This window comes from Candidatus Hydrogenedentota bacterium (assembly GCA_019695095.1).
Lineage (GTDB): Bacteria > Hydrogenedentota > Hydrogenedentia > Hydrogenedentales > SLHB01 > JAIBAQ01.
This window is the reverse complement of record JAIBAQ010000020.1, coordinates 32,176-50,235: the sequence shown is the minus strand read 5'-3', so window position 1 is coordinate 50,235 and position 18,060 is coordinate 32,176. Positions and strand designations below refer to the sequence as shown.

15 protein-coding genes are annotated in these 18,060 nt (G+C 60.5%); 7 read left to right on the top strand and 8 right to left on the bottom strand.

Features of this window, described 5'->3' with window-relative positions; all coding sequences use genetic code 11:
- Both K1Y02_05710 and K1Y02_05705 read right to left on the bottom strand, forming a co-directional pair.
- Window positions 1–906: glycosyltransferase (locus tag K1Y02_05710; GenBank protein ID MBX7255837.1), on the bottom strand; the 906-nt coding region annotated here is incomplete at its 3' end.
- A 249-nt stretch (window positions 907–1,155) separates the two neighbouring features.
- Entirely contained in the window at window positions 1,156–3,129 is a 1,974-nt protein-coding gene (locus K1Y02_05705; protein ID MBX7255836.1) for a hypothetical protein, read from the bottom strand.
- 226 nt (window positions 3,130–3,355) lie between these two features.
- Here K1Y02_05705 and K1Y02_05700 point away from each other — a divergent pair, with 226 nt between their 5' ends.
- Entirely contained in the window at window positions 3,356–5,662 is a 2,307-nt protein-coding gene (locus tag K1Y02_05700) for a YfhO family protein (GenBank protein MBX7255835.1), read from the top strand.
- Window positions 5,663–5,669: 7 nt separating this feature from the next.
- Here the strand turns inward: K1Y02_05700 and asnB are convergent, their stop codons facing one another.
- From asnB to K1Y02_05680, 4 genes are read right to left on the bottom strand one after another with little or no spacing between them, the layout of a single operon-like run.
- The gene (asnB, locus tag K1Y02_05695) at window positions 5,670–7,562 is read right to left on the bottom strand and encodes an asparagine synthase (glutamine-hydrolyzing) (protein MBX7255834.1); all 1,893 of its coding nucleotides are present in this window, start codon (window positions 7,560–7,562) and stop codon (window positions 5,670–5,672) included.
- A gap of 3 nt (window positions 7,563–7,565) precedes the next feature.
- On the bottom strand, window positions 7,566–8,711 hold the full coding sequence (locus K1Y02_05690; GenBank protein ID MBX7255833.1) for a glycosyltransferase: 1,146 nt from the start codon (window positions 8,709–8,711) through the stop codon (window positions 7,566–7,568).
- A complete protein-coding gene (locus K1Y02_05685; protein MBX7255832.1) occupies window positions 8,708–9,760 on the bottom strand; it encodes a glycosyltransferase family 4 protein in 1,053 nt (350 codons plus the stop codon). The genes K1Y02_05690 and K1Y02_05685 overlap by 4 nt, the downstream gene beginning before the upstream one ends.
- Complete coding sequence (locus tag K1Y02_05680) at window positions 9,753–10,676, bottom strand: glycosyltransferase family 9 protein (GenBank protein ID MBX7255831.1); 924 nt, start codon at window positions 10,674–10,676, stop codon at window positions 9,753–9,755. The genes K1Y02_05685 and K1Y02_05680 overlap by 8 nt, the downstream gene beginning before the upstream one ends.
- A gap of 356 nt (window positions 10,677–11,032) precedes the next feature.
- Here K1Y02_05680 and K1Y02_05675 point away from each other — a divergent pair, with 356 nt between their 5' ends.
- The 5 genes from K1Y02_05675 to K1Y02_05655 all read left to right on the top strand — a co-directional run bounded on the left by K1Y02_05675 (window position 11,033) and on the right by K1Y02_05655 (window position 14,546).
- Window positions 11,033–11,776, top strand: coding sequence for a hypothetical protein (locus K1Y02_05675; protein MBX7255830.1), 744 nt, complete (start codon window positions 11,033–11,035; stop codon window positions 11,774–11,776).
- Entirely contained in the window at window positions 11,773–12,501 is a 729-nt protein-coding gene (locus tag K1Y02_05670) for a hypothetical protein (GenBank protein ID MBX7255829.1), read from the top strand. The genes K1Y02_05675 and K1Y02_05670 overlap by 4 nt, the downstream gene beginning before the upstream one ends.
- 30 nt (window positions 12,502–12,531) lie before the next feature.
- Window positions 12,532–13,296, top strand: a complete 765-nt coding sequence (locus tag K1Y02_05665) for a hypothetical protein (GenBank protein MBX7255828.1) — start codon at window positions 12,532–12,534, stop codon at window positions 13,294–13,296.
- A gap of 100 nt (window positions 13,297–13,396) precedes the next feature.
- Window positions 13,397–13,720 carry a hypothetical protein gene (locus tag K1Y02_05660; protein ID MBX7255827.1) on the top strand — a complete coding sequence of 108 codons (324 nt, stop codon included), beginning with the start codon at window positions 13,397–13,399 and terminating at the stop codon, window positions 13,718–13,720.
- Between the two features lie 16 nt (window positions 13,721–13,736).
- The gene (locus tag K1Y02_05655; GenBank protein MBX7255826.1) at window positions 13,737–14,546 is read left to right on the top strand and encodes a PDZ domain-containing protein; all 810 of its coding nucleotides are present in this window, start codon (window positions 13,737–13,739) and stop codon (window positions 14,544–14,546) included.
- 2 nt (window positions 14,547–14,548) lie between these two features.
- On the opposite strand, the gene K1Y02_05650 is transcribed toward K1Y02_05655, so the two are convergent.
- Window positions 14,549–14,992 carry a cyclic nucleotide-binding domain-containing protein gene (locus tag K1Y02_05650; GenBank protein ID MBX7255825.1) on the bottom strand — a complete coding sequence of 148 codons (444 nt, stop codon included), beginning with the start codon at window positions 14,990–14,992 and terminating at the stop codon, window positions 14,549–14,551.
- A 64-nt stretch (window positions 14,993–15,056) separates the two neighbouring features.
- Window positions 15,057–16,937 carry a hypothetical protein gene (locus K1Y02_05645; GenBank protein ID MBX7255824.1) on the bottom strand — a complete coding sequence of 627 codons (1,881 nt, stop codon included), beginning with the start codon at window positions 16,935–16,937 and terminating at the stop codon, window positions 15,057–15,059.
- 95 nt (window positions 16,938–17,032) lie between these two features.
- On the opposite strand from K1Y02_05645, the gene queA reads away from it, so the two are divergent.
- Window positions 17,033–18,055, top strand: a complete 1,023-nt coding sequence (gene queA / locus K1Y02_05640; GenBank protein MBX7255823.1) for a tRNA preQ1(34) S-adenosylmethionine ribosyltransferase-isomerase QueA — start codon at window positions 17,033–17,035, stop codon at window positions 18,053–18,055.
- The last annotated feature ends 5 nt before the right edge of the window (window positions 18,056–18,060 follow it).

Genomic DNA, 18,060 nt, shown 5'->3' with positions numbered 1-18,060 from the left:
TCCGCGCAGGGCATCGCGATACCCTTCGCGCATGGCATGCATCAGAATCCGGCGGCACATGTAGCCGAAAGGCCGCGTGTTGCTTGCCAGCAACATACACGCGCGGCGGTACACCGGCAGCATCACCTGCGCGGGTCCCGGAAGACCCCAGCGCAGAGGGCCGAGATACCGGTTACGGACCATGTCCGATTGGGTCTTCTCCATCACGCGGGGAAGCGTATGACCTTCGGCATAGTACCGGCGGCGCTGCTCTTCCAGATTCAACGGCATCCAGAGGTAGGCGCAAGCGTCGTCGCAGTAATATCCACGCAGTCCCTGCTGCTCCAAGCGATTCGCCAACTCGATATCGTCGAGCCCAGACACCGAGAATTCCTCGTCGAACCCGCCCGCTTCAATCAACAGGTTGCGCGGAAGACTCAGGTTCCAGAGCCGCCAATCGAGAAAGCGCAGGGGTTGGTCTTTGAGGAAGTTCCGCCTGCGTCCCAGTTCGCGTTCTCCGAGGAAGACCTTCGTATCGGCCTGGGGATGCATGTCAACCTTGCCAATCACGGCACACTCGCCGCCCGCGCGTTCTTGCGCCGCCACATGGCTCTCTACGAGACCCGGTCCCGCCAAAAGGTCGTCATCCAGAAACAAGACCCAACGGCCCGTGGCGGTTTTGATGGCGGTGTTGCGCGCGCGCGAGGTGTTTGTGTCCTCCGTGCGCAACGTACGGATGCGAACCGGCGCGCCCGCCGCGTATCGCTGCATGACCTCGGGCGTCCCATCTGTGCTGCCCGCGTCGACCAGCACAATCTCGAAGCGAGCGGCAGGAAACGTCTGCTGTTCCAAATGCGCCAGAGCCATCGTCAGGAGAGATGCGCGATTACGCGTCACCAAGACGACGGACAAACTCGTGGCTTCCATCGCAACTCCAGTCCCGTTGCACTCTATTCCTGTGGAAACCGAATACACCCCGCGTCATCCTACGCGGCTCACGGGCCTGCGTCAAGGGATGGAAGAAGGAAAACGATGTGAGGACATATGGGTAGCGCCGCAGGCCTGTAACCGCAGCGCGCTGAATCGCAGCCGAGGGCGGCTGCGCCTCAAACGATAGTCGCGGTACTGCCAGGTGTCCGGTTTAAGCCATGTACCCCGGCCGCGCCGACGATTGAGTTACCTCTCTTCGAAACGAGGTACGGAAATTGTCGGGAACGCCGCCGTATCGAAGGGGTCGAGCGGGTCGGTTCCGAAATAGACTTCCACGCCGTCGGGCGCGCCGTCGTTGTCGGAGTCCGCATCGGTCGGGTCGGTTAGGTGTCCGTTCAATCCCTGAATCTCCACCCAATCCGGGATCGTGTCATAGTCCGTATCGGTTCGGTTGGGGTTGGTCACGTAACCGAACAGGCCCGACAACTCATCTGCGTCGGAAATACCGTCCGCATCCGTATCGGGATCGTCGTCAGTAATGGTCACGGTTGCAGGATTCAGCACATTCAGCAGAATCGCGCTCGATGGATTGCTCAAGGTCACCGTGAATGTCTCGTTTGATTCATGCTTCGTGTCGTTGGTGATGGGTACATTAAAGGTCTTGACGGTCTCCGCCGCTCCGAACGTAACCGTATTGCTCACCGCCGGGTAGTCCACACCCGATGTTGCCGTGCCCGGACTGGTCGTATACGTGACCACGGCTGTGTTGCCGGTGCCAGGCGCGTCGGTGAGGCGCAGTTCCAGGGTTGCGGCCAATCCCGATTCGCCAATCGAGTACGTCGCGCTGGAGAAATCGACACCCGGCAAGGGGTCGGTGTCTTGAATCGTCAAGGTTGCAGGATTGTTGGTCCCCGTCAGGACGCCGTACACGGGATTCGACAGCGTGACCACAACGGTCTCGTTCGGTTCCCGGAACGCATCGTCGAGAATCTGGATATTGACTGTTTTCGATGAGTCGAAGGCATTGAACTGCACCGTGCCGCTGGTGAGGGTATAGTCTTTGCCCGCTTCGGCAGAGCCGCCGGTAATCGCGTAGTCGACCGTTGTCGTATTGCCGGGGCCAGGCGCCTCGGAGAGCGAAACGGTAAGCGAGGCCGTGCTGTTTCCTTCGGCGATCGTATACGTGGCCGAGGCGAAATCGACGTCCGGCGCGGTCGGAGCTTCGGCATTCACATAGCCAATATCTTTGAGGACAGCAACTTCGACCGGCGCATACGTGCGAATTGCCACGCCGGAAGCAATGCTGCGTTTCATCACGTACGCGCTACCGATGCCGTCCGACCAATGGCTCAGACTGCTTCCCGACACGAATGGCGAAGGCGCATACAAGGGTGGGCGCGTACCGCCGTACGCGGCATTGCCGAAGGGACAATCCAAGACCAGTCCGCCGTTGCTGCCGGTAAGGTACGACGTATTGCCGACGAAGACCGTCGTCGTGTTATTGAAGATGACGGTTCCGCTGGTGCCTGTCTCCATGTAGTCGTCCCACTTCGAGTAGACGCCCGGGTTTCCTCCGGAGATCTTGCTGGTCCCGCTGGCGTTTGAAAGCGACAAGATTCCGAGACCATGCGTCATTTCGTGCAACAGGACGGAGAAGAGGTCGTATTGTCCGCCAGGGACTGTAGTTGCCGCCGCTGTGTACCAAGGCCAGCCGAAGTCGACCGTACACGTAACGTCTGCGACGCTGCCACTGGGGTCTACACCCGTGGTGATGTGCTGATGGGCAAATCCGCTGCTAAACCCATTTGGAGAAACCGAGAAATACGGCCCCGCAGACGCCAAGAAGCTTGTTCCGTCCGTCTCTGAGACATTAAACACGATATCGCACGTTGCCGGGCTGGATTCGTTGAGGACATCGCCCAAGTATTCGAGCACACGGTCCACGACGTCGCGGCGCGCTGTACCCAAAGCGGGGTCGTCGAATCCGATGTTGTTATTGTTGGTAACGTCGAGGTAGGTGACGTTGAACGTAATCTGATTGAACTTGGCGCGGTGGGAAGGAACAAGAGGTTGTACGGCCCACGCGGGCGGGTTGTCCGAGTCGAAGATAACGGTATAGCCTTCGCAATCCGTGTATCCTATAGGCACTGCCCATGCCGTTCCGCATAAGGCTACTGCCGCAATTCCTAACCAGAGCAACCGGCTTCCACACTCACGCACGCTTCTATTCTTCCTCATTACCCTTCCCCAGGACGATGTTTCTCCCTGGAATCTTACCATGAATTACCCCGTTCGATGGAAAGCGCCTAAACCCCGGTGTTACGATTTCAGGTGGAGTGGATAGTTTGACCGGCCCAAGCGCCGCGGGAGACGTAATCATGGCTTTTGCCGTTCCAGGATCCTGGACGACCGTCTCTCGCATTCAATCGTATTCCGGACGCCTACCGTGATCGCCGAGCTTTCCGGAAATCTGAAGCTAACCTTCCTGGAGACTGACTCGCCGTATCGGTATTCGTTCCGCCCGATGCTGCTGGTCGCGCTCGTATTCGTGGCGTTGGCGCCGATCTATTGGAATGCGGCCTTTATTGCCCCGGGCGGCCCCCACGAGGCCTACGAAAACAGCGATCTTTATCAATTCTATTACCCCGCGTATGACTTTGCCTTTGGGTCCATGCAAAAGGGCCATTTCCCAATGTGGAACAGCCGGCAGTTGTGCGGCACCCCCGTATACACGGACGCTCGATTGGGCCTGTTCCAACCCTTGAATGCCGTCTTTCTTATCGCCCCCCTTGAGCAAGCCATGGCCCTGCACGGGTTTCTCTGCCTGTTCCTCATGGGGCTCTTTTTCGTGCTGGCGGCGCGCGCCACGGGCGTGGGTCATCTCCCGGCCCTGCTGGGGGGAATTGTGTATGCGTTCTGCGGTTTTGCCGCGGGAGGCGTCACACGTCCTCCGGTCGCGGACGCGCTGGTTTGGCTGCCGCTGTTCTTCTGGGCCGTTCGCGAGTTTGCATATCACTTCGACCGCGCGATGGCCGTGCTTGCGGGTGTCATTGGAGCGCTGCTCATTTTGTCCGGGGTATATGCCCTGGCGGTCGCGGCGGCTCTGTTGGCGGTCCCATACTTGGCCCTGATAGCCGTTTTCCCGCACAACCCGTTGGCGCCGCCTTTCCTGACACGCGTCAAGTTGACCTTGTCCATACCCGCCGTGGCGTTGGGCGTTTCCGCCGTGCAGTGGCTGCCATCCCTGAACTACGCCCTCGCCACCGCCGATCCCTCCCAGACACTCTGGAACATGACGGTGGCCGCGCAGCCCTACACCGCGCCAGGCGAGTTGCTGGCCCAAGTGTTCGCGCCGACGGGCGGAATGCTTCCCCGGCTCGGGTACGTGGGCATTCCGGCCTTGGCGCTAATCCCCGCCGCCTTGTTTCACAGACACCGCTGGCGTGAAGTAGGCTTCTTCTTCGGGGCGACCGCCGTACTGATTGCAGTCGCCACTCTGTTGCCCATCCGGCTCCCGTTGAGCTTTCCGCGTCTTGCCCTGCTGCATCCCGCAATCTTTGGAATCGCCATGCTGGTATCCCTCGGCGCGGATCGTGTGCTCGTGCCGAAACAGAACTTCCGCGCGCCGTCCATCTTCTTTCCTGCGGTCGCGATGATGGCCGTCATTGTCTTCGTCGCCGTGGGCTTTGGCGGCGAAGTGCGCGGAAAGATGCTGGCCATGTTCATGATCGTCGGACCGTTCCTGATCTGGCGCAAGCACTGGCTGCGCAACGTTACGATATTGGCCCTGGCCGTCCTGCTCTTTGTGGACCTCACTTCGGCTGGCAAAACCCAGTACCGGCATCCGCGCCAGAACGCGCCCGGGTGTTACACGCTGCACGCTACCGTCCTTGATACGGCCCGCGTTCAGGCGGCGGGCGCGCGCGCGTTCTTTTCGACACGCGATCTCGACGTTTCACTCAACGGCAATCTGGGGTTCATCTATCCGTTGAGCCTGATTGGCGGGGTCGATCTGCCGGTCACGAAGGACGAAGCGCAGTGGTGGGAGCGGCTGGTACCGAATCCAACCCCGCTAACGCGAACCTCGGGCAATGGCGTGTCGCCTGACGCGGCGCAGCCGGGTCTGCTGCGATTCATGGCGGCGCGCGTCCTGCTGGCGACGCCTCAGGGGCTCTTGCGTGAGCCCATCTTTCGCACCCGTGGCGCGCGGCTCCGTGAACTCCCGGCGTCCGGCGAAGACGTGCGGATATTCCTCAATGAAGACGCCTTGCCTCGTTCCTACTGGACGCCCCGCTGGCGCGTGGCCGTAGGTCTCACGGCGGCATTGGACGCCCTGGCGGATCCTTCCCTCGATCCCGCACGGGAATGCGTTGTGGACGCGTTTTCGGATGGTCTGGAACTGTTGGCGGCGGATTCCGCGTCCGCAAAGGTCCCCGACGAAGGCGTCAGCGCAACGTGTTCCGTGGAGGACGTAAGCCCGGAACACGTCATCGTGCGCGTCGAATCGACGCAGCCGGGAATCACCGTCCTTGCGGACACGTTCTCGGCGGGTTGGGTGGCATGGGTGGACGGCGAACGGCAGCCCATACTGAAAGTTAACGGGTTGTTTCGAGGAGTGGCGACGCGCGCCGGTGAGCACGTGATCGAATTTCGCTACCGTCCTCTGCCGCACTACGTGGGATTGGCCGTCTCGTTTCTCTCCCTCGCCGCGACCGGATTGCTCGGACTCCGTTTTCTCTTCCTACGCCGCTGAAACCGCCTCACGGCAACGCGGGCGAGAAACCCGGAATAGACTCCGCGTACCGTAACCAATGCTCGAACATGAGCACCGCCCACAGATGATGACCAAGGTCATCCTGGCGCGCCACATGCGCGTCGAAGAGTCCTTTCACCGCATCCGGCGCGAGGTAGCCGCGCAATCGCGACTCGGATGACAGCGCGCAATCCTGGAAGTGGGAGCGCAGTTCTTCGCGGAACCAACGTTGAATCGGAACCGCAAATCCACGCTTGCGCTGCTTCAAGACGTCGGCCGGAAGAAAGTTGCTGAGGGCTTTCTTCGCGACGCGCTTCGATATACCGCCGTCGAGTTTCAGGGGCAAGGGCAAGCTGTTCGCGAACGCGACCATCCGCAGGTCGAGCAAGGGAACGCGCGCCTCCAGCGACACCGCCATGCTCATGCGATCCACCTTGGTCAGGATGTCGTCGGGCAGGTACATCACAAAATCCTGCCGCAGCATCCAGTTGTCGTAGTCGAGACTCGATGCGCGGTCGGCGTGCTCCCGAAAGCGGTCAACGCCGCACGCGGCGACACGGTCCGCCACATCTGGCTGGAACAAGCGGGCGCGTTGGGTTGCGTCGAAACACGTTTGCCTGCGGCGGTACGCTTCAAGCGGCGCCAAGAACGAATCGCGGCTGAACCGGCGAACCTTCATTGCCATGGGCGAACTCGGAACGAAGCCGAGGGCCGCGTCGACGGTTCTTCGCACGGGTGCGGGGACTTGCCGGTATCGATGCACATTGCGCGCCATGTGCAGCCACGTGTAGCCCGCGAACAGTTCGTCTCCGCCGTCACCCGACAACGCAACGGTTACGTGACGCCGCGCGAGACGCGACACCAGCCACGTGGGCACGGCGGACGAGTCGGCGAAGGGCTGTCCAAAATGTCGGATGAGGGTCGCGGCGATTTCCACCGCATCGGGCTTCATGATCTCTTCGACATGATCGGTGCCGAAATGTTCCGCAACAAGGCGCGCAAACCGCAATTCGTTGGCATGGGCGTCGTCGAACCCAATCGAGAACGTCTGTACGCGCGCGCCGCCGGTGGCGCACATCGCCGCCACAACCGCCGACGAATCCACGCCGCCGCTCAGAAACGCGCCCAGGGGCACATCGCTCACGCACTGGTTGCGCACACACTCGAGGAGCAATTCCGTGTACCGTTCGGCGGAGGATTCGAGGGACCACGTAGGGTCGAGGTCCAGTTCCGGTTCCCAATAGGATTCGACGCGTATGTTGCCGCGCTCCAGCACGAGCTTATGCCCGGGAGGCAGTTGCTGTACGTCGCGCAGAATGGTGTCGGGCGCGGGGATGTACAGGTAGGTGAAGTAGGCGTCCAAAGCTGCGGGATTCATGGTCCCGTCGATAAGCCCGGATTGCAGCAAGGCATCCAACTCGGATGCAAACAGCAGACGTCCGTTGCGATACGAGTAGAAAAGCGGTTTGATCCCGATATGATCTCGTGCAACAAGCAGACGCTGCCTGGTCCTGTCATACAAGGCAAACGCAAACATGCCGTTCAGACGATTCAACGCGTCGTCGCCGAATTCCTCGTAGGCGTGCAACACGACTTCGGTGTCGCATAGAGTGCGGAACGTGTGACCACGCTCCTCTAATTCCCGGCGCAATTCGCGGAAGTTGTAGACTTCTCCGTTATAGACCAGCGCCAATTGGCCGTTATCGCTCAGGAAAGGCTGGCGGCCTCGCGCCAAGTCGATGATGCCGAGCCTGCGCATGGCCAGCGCGACGCTATCGTCGGCCCACAAGCCCGAGTCATCGGGGCCGCGATGGCTCAAGGCCGCGTTCATGGCCGCTACCCTCGCCACTTCCGGAGCCCTGGATCGATCGCTGTACGCCATACCGCAGATTCCGCACATGCGTCAGCCTCCTTCCCGGGTGGCGTTGGCAAGCAGATGCGTGTAGAGCGCGCGATGCGCGTCCACCATGCGATCGACGGAGAATTCTTCGCGCACGTACTTGGCCGCGTGCTGCACAATGCGCGCGCACTCGTTTGGGCGTTCCAGACAGGCTTCGACCGCGTCCGCAAACGCCACGGGCGTTCGCTCGGAGACCAGTTTGCCGGTGACGCCGTCTTTAATCAGTTCCGGAATGCCGCCGACGGCAGGCGCCACGACGGGCCGTTCCGCCGCCATGGCTTCCATGAGCGCGTTGGGGAATCCTTCAATCTTCGAACACAAAACACTCACGGTCATCGCCCGGTAGAGGTCGGCCATTTCATCGACCGTGGTCACGTGCGTGAAGCGGTCCTCCCAATTGCGCTGCGATACACTCTCGAGAATTTCCTTCTGCCTTGGACCCGATCCGACCAGCAAGAAATGGATGTCTTCTCGCCGGCGCATCAGGACAGCCGCCATTTCAAGAAACAGATCGTGGTCCTTCACCGGGCTGAAGTTGGCGACCATGCCGACGACGTTCTTGTCCCGCGGTATGGAGAAACACGCGCGAATCGTTTCCTGCTCAACGGTGCTCCGGAACGCATCCGCATCAACTCCGTTGTAGATTACGCGATATCGGCTCACGTCTTCGTCTTCTTGTTTGGCGGCGAATTCGGCAACGGCCCGGCTATTCGCAATCATGCAGTCCGTCAACTCGTTCGCGCGTTTCTGAATGCGCAAGTGCCGCTTCTTCTTCCAGTCCGCCAACTCGCGACGGCTCGACACAATCACGGGGACGCCGGTTTCGCGCGCAGCGCGGTTTGCCGCCAACTCAAAACCAAAAAGGAACGTGTGCACGATGTCGGGCCGATGGGCGCGAAAAATGTGCCGCAGTCTTCTTCCCAGAGAGAAATCCCAGCCCCCCCAACCTTCAAGAGAATATACATACGCGCCTAAACGGCGCGCTTCGCCGATGAAGGCTCCGGGGCCGCGCGTGCAGATGACCGTCAATTCGTGGTCGCGCGCCAAGCCCCGCAGGAGATAGATCAATTGCCGCTCCGTGCCTCCGGGTTCAAGGGAAGGGATCACGTAGCAGACCCGTTTCGTCGCGCGTATCTGGGGATCGCTCATGCTACGCCCTCCAACAACGCGACGAGCCGCGGCGCGGCGCTCGCGAGACTGAAGCGCTCAATCACGGTTTGTCTTCCGGCATCGCCGATGCGAGCGCGCTCGCGCGGGTCGCGCAGTCGTTCGAAAGCATCCCGCCATTCCTGCGTTGAGTCGGCGAACAGTCCGTTTTCACCGTGCTGGATGATATCGGTCACAGCGCCGTAAGGCGTCGCCACGCACGGTATTGCGCACGCCATGTATTGCAGCGCCTTGAGCGCGCACTTTCCCCGGGTCCACTCGTCCTTCGGCAAAGGCATGATTCCAACAGAGAGGCTCTGTATAGAAGCTACCTCCGTTTCGTAGGACCAGGGGACCACGGTCGCCCGCGTCAACGCAACCGAATGCGGGTCGGCTCCTATGGCAATCACTTCGGTGTCGTTCATCGATTCCAATGCATCCGCGGCCGCCGCCAGATGAGGTGTGGTGCTGGGATTCCCGATCCAACCGACTCGAAACGCGGGCGAACCAGTTTGCGAGGGCACAAAGCGATCCGTATCGACGACGGTGGGGAAAAACACAGCGTTCCCCCCTGCATTCTCGGCCTCCTGACGAAGCCACGCGTTTCCTGCCAGGACAAGGTCGGACATGGCCATGAGCTTCCGCACCTGCGCTCGGTCTTCAACAATCCGTCGCGCGCCACGCAACGAACTCGGCGGAGATAGATGCACCGCGTCGTCTATATCATAAACCAATCGCCGCGCGCGGCGGCGAAGAATCGTGTGATTGCCGCGCACGTAGGCAGTCGTAATGGCTTTCTGCAGGAAAACCACATCGTAGTGACTGGCTTCAAGCATCTGCGCGACTCGATGCCGCAATTCGGCCACGTGGTACCAGAGTGGCCGTCCTTTGCAGGAGTATTCGTCCTCGGTAACGGCGGAAGCGACGGCGCACTCCATACCGTGCTTGCGCAGATGCGGCAAGAACTGGGCAACGCGGTACCTGGGGCTGGCCGCCAAGTCGGGATACAGCGTGAGAAAAAGCACGCGTATTCTTTTCGATGCGCTACTCACGCGCAAGAACCTCGTGTACAACCTGCAACACCCGGGCCGGTGTAATGGTCCCGAGGCATTGCGGTTCGTGAATCGGGCACACGCCCTCTTTTTGCATGTCCTGGGAGATGTTCCAACACCCAAAGCATGGCCGCGCGTTTGTGATGGCCGTGACGCCTTCGTTGGGGCGTAGCAGTATCGCGGGGTCCGTGGGGCCGAACAAGGCGATGGCCGGCGTTCCGGCGGCCTGGGCAAGGTGCATCAGGCCCGAATCGCAGCAGATGAACAGGCGCGCGGCATGCAGCAGGCATGCGGCATCGCGAATACCGGTCTTCCCCAGAAACGACTCCTGTAGTCCGACGATTTCGTCGTCCTTGCCGAGCTGAATGAGGCGGTAGCCTTCCTCTTCCAGCGCTTGGCACAACTCTCTCCAGAGATCGATAGGCCAGCGCTTCGTAGGCCAGGATGCCCCCGTACTCACGGCAATCGTCTTTTCGTGTGGACGGACCATCGGGGACGTCCAATCGCGGTAGTACAACCTCGGGGCACATTCGGGCGTAGGCACGCCCGCCAACGCGGCGTAGTGTTCCCGCCGATACCGATCCCGTGGCGCGCCTCGCATCAAGATGTACCGATCCACGCCGTCATCGTCGGGAATCGCGGTGCCTTCGTAGACCGTGTCCACATACGGCGAATCCAGCAGCAGATCGGGGTAGTTGCACCACGCGTCGACCCGCGCGAAGGGAAACGCGGTCTTAAGCGCCTCGTAGATTGGAAGCGCCATGATTTCGTCGCCGAGCCGCCACCGGGTCTCCACGAGGATGCGCGCCGGCTTGCGGGAAGCGCACTTCGCGCGCCACCGCCAGGCCCGGCGCAAACGGTTCAGCCGCCGTGTCAGCGGACCGTACCGCTCTTCAAATGAAGTTAGGGCTTTCATGGCTCGCGTTTGTTTCACCCCTGCCGCCAGTCATCTCTGGAAGAATACGCCGAAATCGTCCACAAACTCACAAGGAGCGAGAAGTCCAGGCAATCGCATCAGAAGCTGAGCAAGAACACCCCTTCCCGTCATTCCCGCGCAAGCGGGAATCTATCTTCGCTTTGTACAGATATCCAAAGCACGAAGATGGACCCCCGCTTCCGCGGGGGAGACGAAAAAGGAGAATCTCCAAGTCATCGACATCTAAGGCTTTTCACGTTCGAATTCACTGAGCGAGAAGTCCAGGTGTATTCGTGCGAAATCCCGACTATGATACGATACATCCTACAAAGAAGCTGTGTATACGAGGCGGGCACATGAAGCGACTGGTTATAGCGATAGTTTGCATGTCGGCGGCGTGCGTTGCGGCGCACGCCCAGGGTGTCGTGGGCGACTTTCTCAGCGGCAAGCTGGTGAACCCCAAGGTGGGCCAGTGGGCCTGGTATGACCTGATCGATTCGCGAGGAGGCCAGCGATACGTGGTGCGGCAGGCCATCGTGGGCGAAGAAGAGGTGGGCAATAAGGACGGCTACTGGGTAGAGTTCGAGATCGTGCCGGAAGTCGGCTACAAGATCATCTACAAGATGTTGCTCACCGGCCCCACAAGTGACCCCGCGAACATACACCGCGTCATCGAGAAGCTGGCCCCCGACCCCGCGCGCGAGTTGGCGCTCGATACCGAATCACAGAAGGCAGCTCCCGAAAAGTCTCCCAAGCGTAAATCGCAGGGCATGGACTCTATTGACACGTTGGACGGGAAGGTGCGCGCCGAGCACTATGAGATCGTCGATGGCGAAAAGAAGGTAGACCTCTGGATCAACGACCAGGTCACGCCATCGGGTGTGGTGCGGATGCGCGCCCCGGACGGCGAGATGACGCTGCGCAATTACGGTATCGGCGGCAAGAACGGCGAAAGCTCGATCAAGGAACCTCCGCTGAGCCCGGATGCGCCGCAGACTCCCCGGGAGCCCAAAGTGCGCCTGAACGAAACTCCCGAGAAGAGCAAGCCGGAAAAACCGAATCAAGAGCCGACTGAACAACCCGATGGAGACAAACCATGAGACTAAGGAAGGTCTGGGTGGGAGTAGTGGCGTGTGTTGTTTTGGCGTCGTGCCAGACACCGAGCAAGCCTGCCCCGCCTCCGCCGATCGAGGCCAGCTATCGGTTTGAGCCGGCGTGGGGCATCTCCACCATCCACGCGGGCGAGGGGCGCTATCCCGATCTGTTCGGCGGCGGTTCGAGGGCCATCTGGCTCGATTCGCATGCCGTCGAGGTGAAGAAGGCCGCCTCAAAAGCGCCTGCCAACGCCGAGCCGGGCTTGGACAGCGACGCGCTCGCCATCGCCGATGCCTACATCGTCATCGAATGCCGCCTGGAGTCGCAGTTCGCGGACATGAGCGTCGCCTACGACGCGGTCCGCCTGCGCGGAATTACCGCTCACCTGGAATTGCCCGACGGAACGACAATTGCCCCGATACAGAGCCGCAGTTTTGGGCCGGTAGAGGAGGAGCCCACGGGCGCCCTGAAGGTCTTCCGGCGAGCAACGGTCTTTATTTTCCCGAAGAGCGATCTCTTCAAGGGCGTGCCGGCGATTGGCGCGGACTCGATCGCGGTCAAGCTTGTGTTGGAAGGAATCGGCTCGAAGTACTACTTCGAGTGGCCGGGAATCTCGCCGGGCGTGCCCGCGTGGCGCGCGCCGACGCCCGAGGAAGCGATCTATTACGGGCGCTTGAGTTACTACGAGTTGTTCTCGGAGATTCGGCGCGTGGCTCACATCTTCGATTAATGGCTCCGGCAAACCAAGGGCGGAGCGATCGTGAAAGCGCTACTTAAGTTCATCGTCACCTCGATTGGCCTGGTCCTGATCCTCATCGGGTTGGGCGTCATCCTCATCGGGACACGGTTCGACTCCGGCCTTAAACGAGGCATTGAGCGCGGCCTCGGTTACGTGTACGACACCGAGGTCACCGTCGATGAGGTCTCCGTGGTCTGGTCCAAGGAAGCCATCGAGATCGGCGGCCTGACCATCTACAACCCGAAAGAATTCAAGAAGGGCGAGGCGATGCGGTTTGCGAGCATCCTCGTCCAGTTGGACCTTCCCACGGTCTTTTCCGAAACGCCGACCATCAAAGAGATCTCGGTGGTGGACGCCCGAATCAATCTGCGCCATGAGGCGGGCGTGGGCACGAATCTCGGGAAGCTCGACGAAAACGCTTCGCGTCTGCGTGGAAAACCCCTTGCGTCGGATGCCCCCAAAAGCGCCAAGCATGCTTACATCGTCAGGAGGCTCAAGTGCGATGGGGCCATGCTGGCCCTGAGTTCGAACGTGTTACCCATTTCAAGCCTCGAACTGGCCATCGAACCCTTTGAAATGACAGACCTTGGCAGCGATTCGCCTGTTTCGACGGCGGACCTCTGTGTGTTGTTCATGCGAAATGTCCTGAAAGAAGGAATCAGCGTCAAGGGCATTCTCAAGCCCATGGCGGATGTTATCTCAAAGGAGTTGCAGCGCTTCCGGGGCGAAACGCCCGCGCCCGAACCCCAGTCTGATGTACCGGAAAGCACACCGTCCGGTACGTGAATGTCCGGACGCGCTTTGTCGTCCAGTAACCTGAGCACTACAATGGAGTTGGCCCGGCGCGGGGCGTTGGCGGCGAGTCCACCCAAGTAGGAAGAGAAACATGAAGAAAATGGCGTTAAGTGTGGCCCTCAGTCTGATAGCGGGTTTTGCAGGTGGCGCGGTCGCCATGTGGCTGGCACAGCCCGCCGCGGTGTATGCGCAGGCAAACACTGCGCCCGCCCTGCCTCCGCTGTTTGCCGTCGGCGCAACCGTCACGAGTACCATCGGCGAAGTGCAGATCCAGGAAGTATACGGGGAGTGGATTCGCGTCAAGAGCCTGAATTCGGTGGACAACCCCATTGGCGACAATTGGTGGATCTACGTTCCGTCTCAGGCTGGCGCGTGGCACCCTGGAAAGGCATACGCTACCCTTGTTCCTAAATAGCAACCGGAAGAGTTCAATGCGCGTAATCGTGCCGTTACGAGTAGGAGTTGCCGCACTCGCCTTGACCGTGCTCGCGGCGAATGTGGCGTCCGGAGGCGAGGCCGCGCCTGCGCCCGCCCCCAAAATGGTCATGAAGACCATTCGCGCGGATCAGGCCCAAACGCTTGCCGATGGACTGGAAGCGTCTTTGGTGACGATGAAGGTATCGGGAAAGCAGCCGCAAGTTGTCGTTCGGTTGCGCGACGCGAGCAATGACCTGTTCCTCAAATGGGCGGAGTTGAAGGAAGGCGATGTGCTCGTGTCGGTCAACGGCACGCCTATCCAGATGCGCGACGAAGTGGTGAAGGCAGCGAAGGAACTCAAGCCCGGAAAAACGTTGCAGATGGATCTCACCCGGCAAGGGAAGTCCGTGGTGTTGCGTATTCGAATTGGAGACGGGGCGAGCGAGGCCCCCGTCGCGACTCCGTCGCCGAAAAGCGAATCCAAGAAGTCGAACGACGGTGCAATTGTCGTCAATGCGGAACAAATGGAACGCGAGCTGGAGGCGCTGGATCCGGTTACGCTGATGCTTCAGGCAGCGCCGCAAATGGTGGAGGACGCCAACGGCAGAATCATCGGTATAACGTCCGACAATCTTGGCGGAATACCGTTGGCAGGCAAGGTGGGGCTAATGAGCGGAGACGTCATTCAGTCTGTAAACGGCATTCCCATCACCAGCGAAGCGTCGATATTCGAACTTGCAGACCGACTGCAGGGTCAAAAACAGTTCGAGGCGCGCGTGCTCCGAAACGGAAAGCCGATGGTGTTGCACGTCGTCGCGGAATAGGTCTATTCCTGACCCTTCCTGCGCCGTTGCGTGAGATGCAGGAACGCTTCTTTCAACTGAATCTGTTCGGACTGCGTGAGCAGCAACCCCATCGCGGTTATGAACTCGTGCCAGTCGAAACGCAGCACGACCGCGTCCGTTGCCGCCCATACGGTGGCGGTACGTTGCGCGGTCTCTTCGAGCTGGTGCATCTCGCCGAACAATTCCGGCGCCGTACACGTCACGGGGTCACCGCCCTCCCGCGTAATAGTCACGTCGCCGTCGAGCAGAATGCAGCCGCTGGTATCGCGCTCGTCTCCTTCGACAAACAACGGCTGGCCCGGTGAGAACCGGATGATCTCGCCCGTCCACAGCAGCGTCATGCCGACGCGGTCGATCATTCGCGGCGTCAGTCCTTTGAAGACGGGTGTCTCACGAATACACGAACGCACACGCTGAAGATTCATAGCCTTGCCCTTCGTTGTCACCGGAAATTCAGGCGCACATCCTGACGTGAACGAGCCGCGCGATTCAACCGGGCATCACGCGAAACAACACTGCTCCACCTTGTTCGTGATCAAGTTGCAGCCAATTCGACTTGCGCAATTCTCTCTCGACGGCGTCATCCTGCTTGTGGGTGTCACTGCAAAGAATGTAGTCCACGCACCAATTACGCACGAAGGCGCGGCGCTCTTCGTCCGTGGTTTCAATCTGGAAGAATCGGTCCACGGCCGCAGCCATCTCCGAGGCGCTCAGATCGGATAGGTTCATCGTGCCCATGCCCAGAACAACGCTATTCTGGGGCCGCAGCGAGATGACATCGCTGATTTGCGGTCCCGGCGTGTATTGCGTGAGTACGCGGCCCGGCGGCATGTGCGCGATGACCTCCGCGTCGGCGAGTGTCATGGATTCGCCGTGGATGTACGCAAAGGGACTCGCGTCCGGTTTCCATCCCAACGGACCCATGAAGCAGAGCGCGGATACCAATGTTGTGCTGATTCCGCAAACGAGGATGACTGCGGTCAGCGCGCGCGCCAGCACAGGCCGGCGCGCTTGAACCCGATGAATTCCCGCCGCTGCCAGCAGCGACAACGGCATGCCCAGGATGCAGTGAATGCGCGATGGCGTGAATCGCATGAACCATCCCGCGCCAAAAGCCGTGATTGCCAACGCGAGAAACGCCAGAAACCAGATGGCGATCCAGCCGTGTCCCTCGACACAACCAGACTGCGGCACTCGCCTGCGCCACGCCCACACTGCACCCGCGCCAGCGCCCACAAAGGCCCAGTCCGAAACGGCTATCGGCGCGGCGTAATCGTGCACAATGAGCCACGTGCCGTAGTACGTGTGAAACGCAGCATAGAGGACCGCGTACGCTACGATGTATCCACCCGCCGCCGCCAACGCGACGCGGCCCAGCCTGCCTGTGTCCGACCGTGTCTGCCACACCGCAACGGAAGCCGCAATCAGCAACGGCAAGGTGTCCAACACATAAGCCCCCAGGGACAGCGAGTCTCGCACGGAGCTAAACGCGTTGTTGTAGAACGTGGGACTCAACCGCATGACGAACACGCCCGCAACACCGCCCAGAAGAACACCTGCAAACAAAAACGACGCATTGGCGACGCGTGGTTTGACCGGTTTCCCGGCCGCGCCAAGCCACAGATACAGCAGGCCTGTTCCAAAGAATAGCGGGGCCAATCGCACGTTGAAGAACGATCCAACAGCAATGAGAAGCGTACTCGCCGCCATTGGCAACACAGCGGAGCGGGTTGCGTTGCGTATCGTTAGCGTCAGACCAAACATTCCCATGGCGAAGGGAAGCGTGTAATAGAGCCTGGGCATCTTCACATTGGCATTGCCTTCAACGAGCGATAAGGTGAACCATTTGAAGTACGTGTCGAACTGGGTACTGCCATGCAATCCCAGTGCGCCGGATGCGAGATAGGTCAATCCGCCTACTCCGCCGCCCAATACAAAGAGCACGAACGCAAGACGGGCCTGCCTGGGTGCTGCGGAACGAAAGAACGTATACACGGCGCAGAGAAACACCGCGGTACTGAGTCCATTCGCCAGGCCAAGCGCGATGCACTCGTTTGCGTTGCAGACCCTGCCGATCGCCCCGATGGCACCGTAGATCCAGTAGAAGGGCGTCGCGAAGTAACGCACACTGTGCGCGCCGAGTTCCGCGTGACAGCTTGCGAACGGCGAATAGAAGTCCGTGGCGAACATGCGCATGCAATGAAGAAACACAACCGTATCGGAATGGTGCATGCCCGTGAATGCCATTCCCTTGGGCGGAGCCCAAGCAACCCAGAGATGGACAAGCGGCATGATCGCGGAATAGCCCGCGATCAGCAGGGCAATTCCCCAAACAGCCCGCTTCGTATGTACACGATCGCTCGGTGTCATTGCCGGCCTTTGGCGCGCTCCCTGGCATCCTCGTCGCAGGACCGTTGTGAATGCCGTGTCATGTTCTCTACCATGGAGTCTCAACAGGCCACAGCATGCATATCTCCGAACTCGATTACGAACTTCCCGAAGAGCTTATCGCGCAGCAGCCGTGTGAGCAACGCGACGCGTCGCGGCTGATGGTGATCGACCGCGCCGATGGCGTCATCCACACGGACGTCTTCCGCAACGTGTCGGCGTATCTGCGCGCGGGCGACTGCCTCGTACTCAACCAGACCCGTGTGATCCGCGCCCGCCTGCACGGCCGAAAGCCGTCGGGCGGAGCGGTCGAGATCTTTCTGCTCCACGAGGAATCCCCGGGTTGCTGGGAGGCCTTGGTGCGGCCGTCGGCGCGCGTCAAGCCGGGCGTGACCGTTATCGTGGAGGGGGTGCTACGCGCCGTTGTGGAGGATGTACTCCCCGATGGGAAGCGGCGCGTGCGTTTCGAAACCGAAAACGTGCTGGGCGCATTGGAAGAGGTGGGCGAGATCCCGCTGCCGCCGTACATTCACCGCGAATCGCCGGACGCACATGACCTGACCCGTTATCAGACCATCTATGCGGCATCACCGGGCGCCGTGGCCGCGCCCACGGCGGGCCTGCACTTCACGGACGAAGTCTTCACATCGCTCGATGCACTGGGCGTGCGCAGAGTTTCGCTTACGTTGCACGTGGGATACGGCACCTTCAAGCCGATCCAAGCGGAGACGGTCGAAGCGCACAAGCTCGACCCCGAAGATTTTGTATTTCCCGCGGAAACGGCGGCAACGTTGAATGAGACGCGGGCAAAAGGCGGGCGAATCGTTGCCGTGGGCACGACCGCAACGCGCGTGCTGGAAACGCAGTGCGTGGACGGCACGTTTCGAGAAGGCAGCGGCGCAACCAACACGTTCATCTATCCGCCGTACGCATTTCGCGGCGTGGACGTGCTGCAGACGAACTTCCACTTGCCGCGTTCCAGCTTGCTGGCATTGGTCTATGCGTTCGGCGGACAGGAACTGATCCGGGCGGCCTACCGGCGCGCCATAGAGGAGCGGTTCCGCTTTTACTCCTACGGCGACGTCATGCTGATTCGATGACTGCG

What these genes read in the sequence shown, in the direction of transcription:
- asnB (MBX7255834.1), bottom strand. Translation starts at nt 7,562, where the DNA reads ATGTGCGGAATCTGCGGTATGGCGTACAGCGATCGATCCAGGGCTCCG.
- K1Y02_05690 (MBX7255833.1), bottom strand. Translation starts at nt 8,711, where the DNA reads ATGAGCGATCCCCAGATACGCGCGACGAAACGGGTCTGCTACGTGATC.
- K1Y02_05680 (MBX7255831.1), bottom strand. Translation starts at nt 10,676, where the DNA reads ATGAAAGCCCTAACTTCATTTGAAGAGCGGTACGGTCCGCTGACACGG.
- K1Y02_05675 (MBX7255830.1), top strand. Translation starts at nt 11,033, where the DNA reads ATGAAGCGACTGGTTATAGCGATAGTTTGCATGTCGGCGGCGTGCGTT.
- K1Y02_05670 (MBX7255829.1), top strand. Translation starts at nt 11,773, where the DNA reads ATGAGACTAAGGAAGGTCTGGGTGGGAGTAGTGGCGTGTGTTGTTTTG.
- K1Y02_05660 (MBX7255827.1), top strand. Translation starts at nt 13,397, where the DNA reads ATGAAGAAAATGGCGTTAAGTGTGGCCCTCAGTCTGATAGCGGGTTTT.
- K1Y02_05655 (MBX7255826.1), top strand. Translation starts at nt 13,737, where the DNA reads ATGCGCGTAATCGTGCCGTTACGAGTAGGAGTTGCCGCACTCGCCTTG.
- K1Y02_05650 (MBX7255825.1), bottom strand. Translation starts at nt 14,992, where the DNA reads ATGAATCTTCAGCGTGTGCGTTCGTGTATTCGTGAGACACCCGTCTTC.
- K1Y02_05645 (MBX7255824.1), bottom strand. Translation starts at nt 16,937, where the DNA reads ATGACACCGAGCGATCGTGTACATACGAAGCGGGCTGTTTGGGGAATT.
- queA (MBX7255823.1), top strand. Translation starts at nt 17,033, where the DNA reads ATGCATATCTCCGAACTCGATTACGAACTTCCCGAAGAGCTTATCGCG.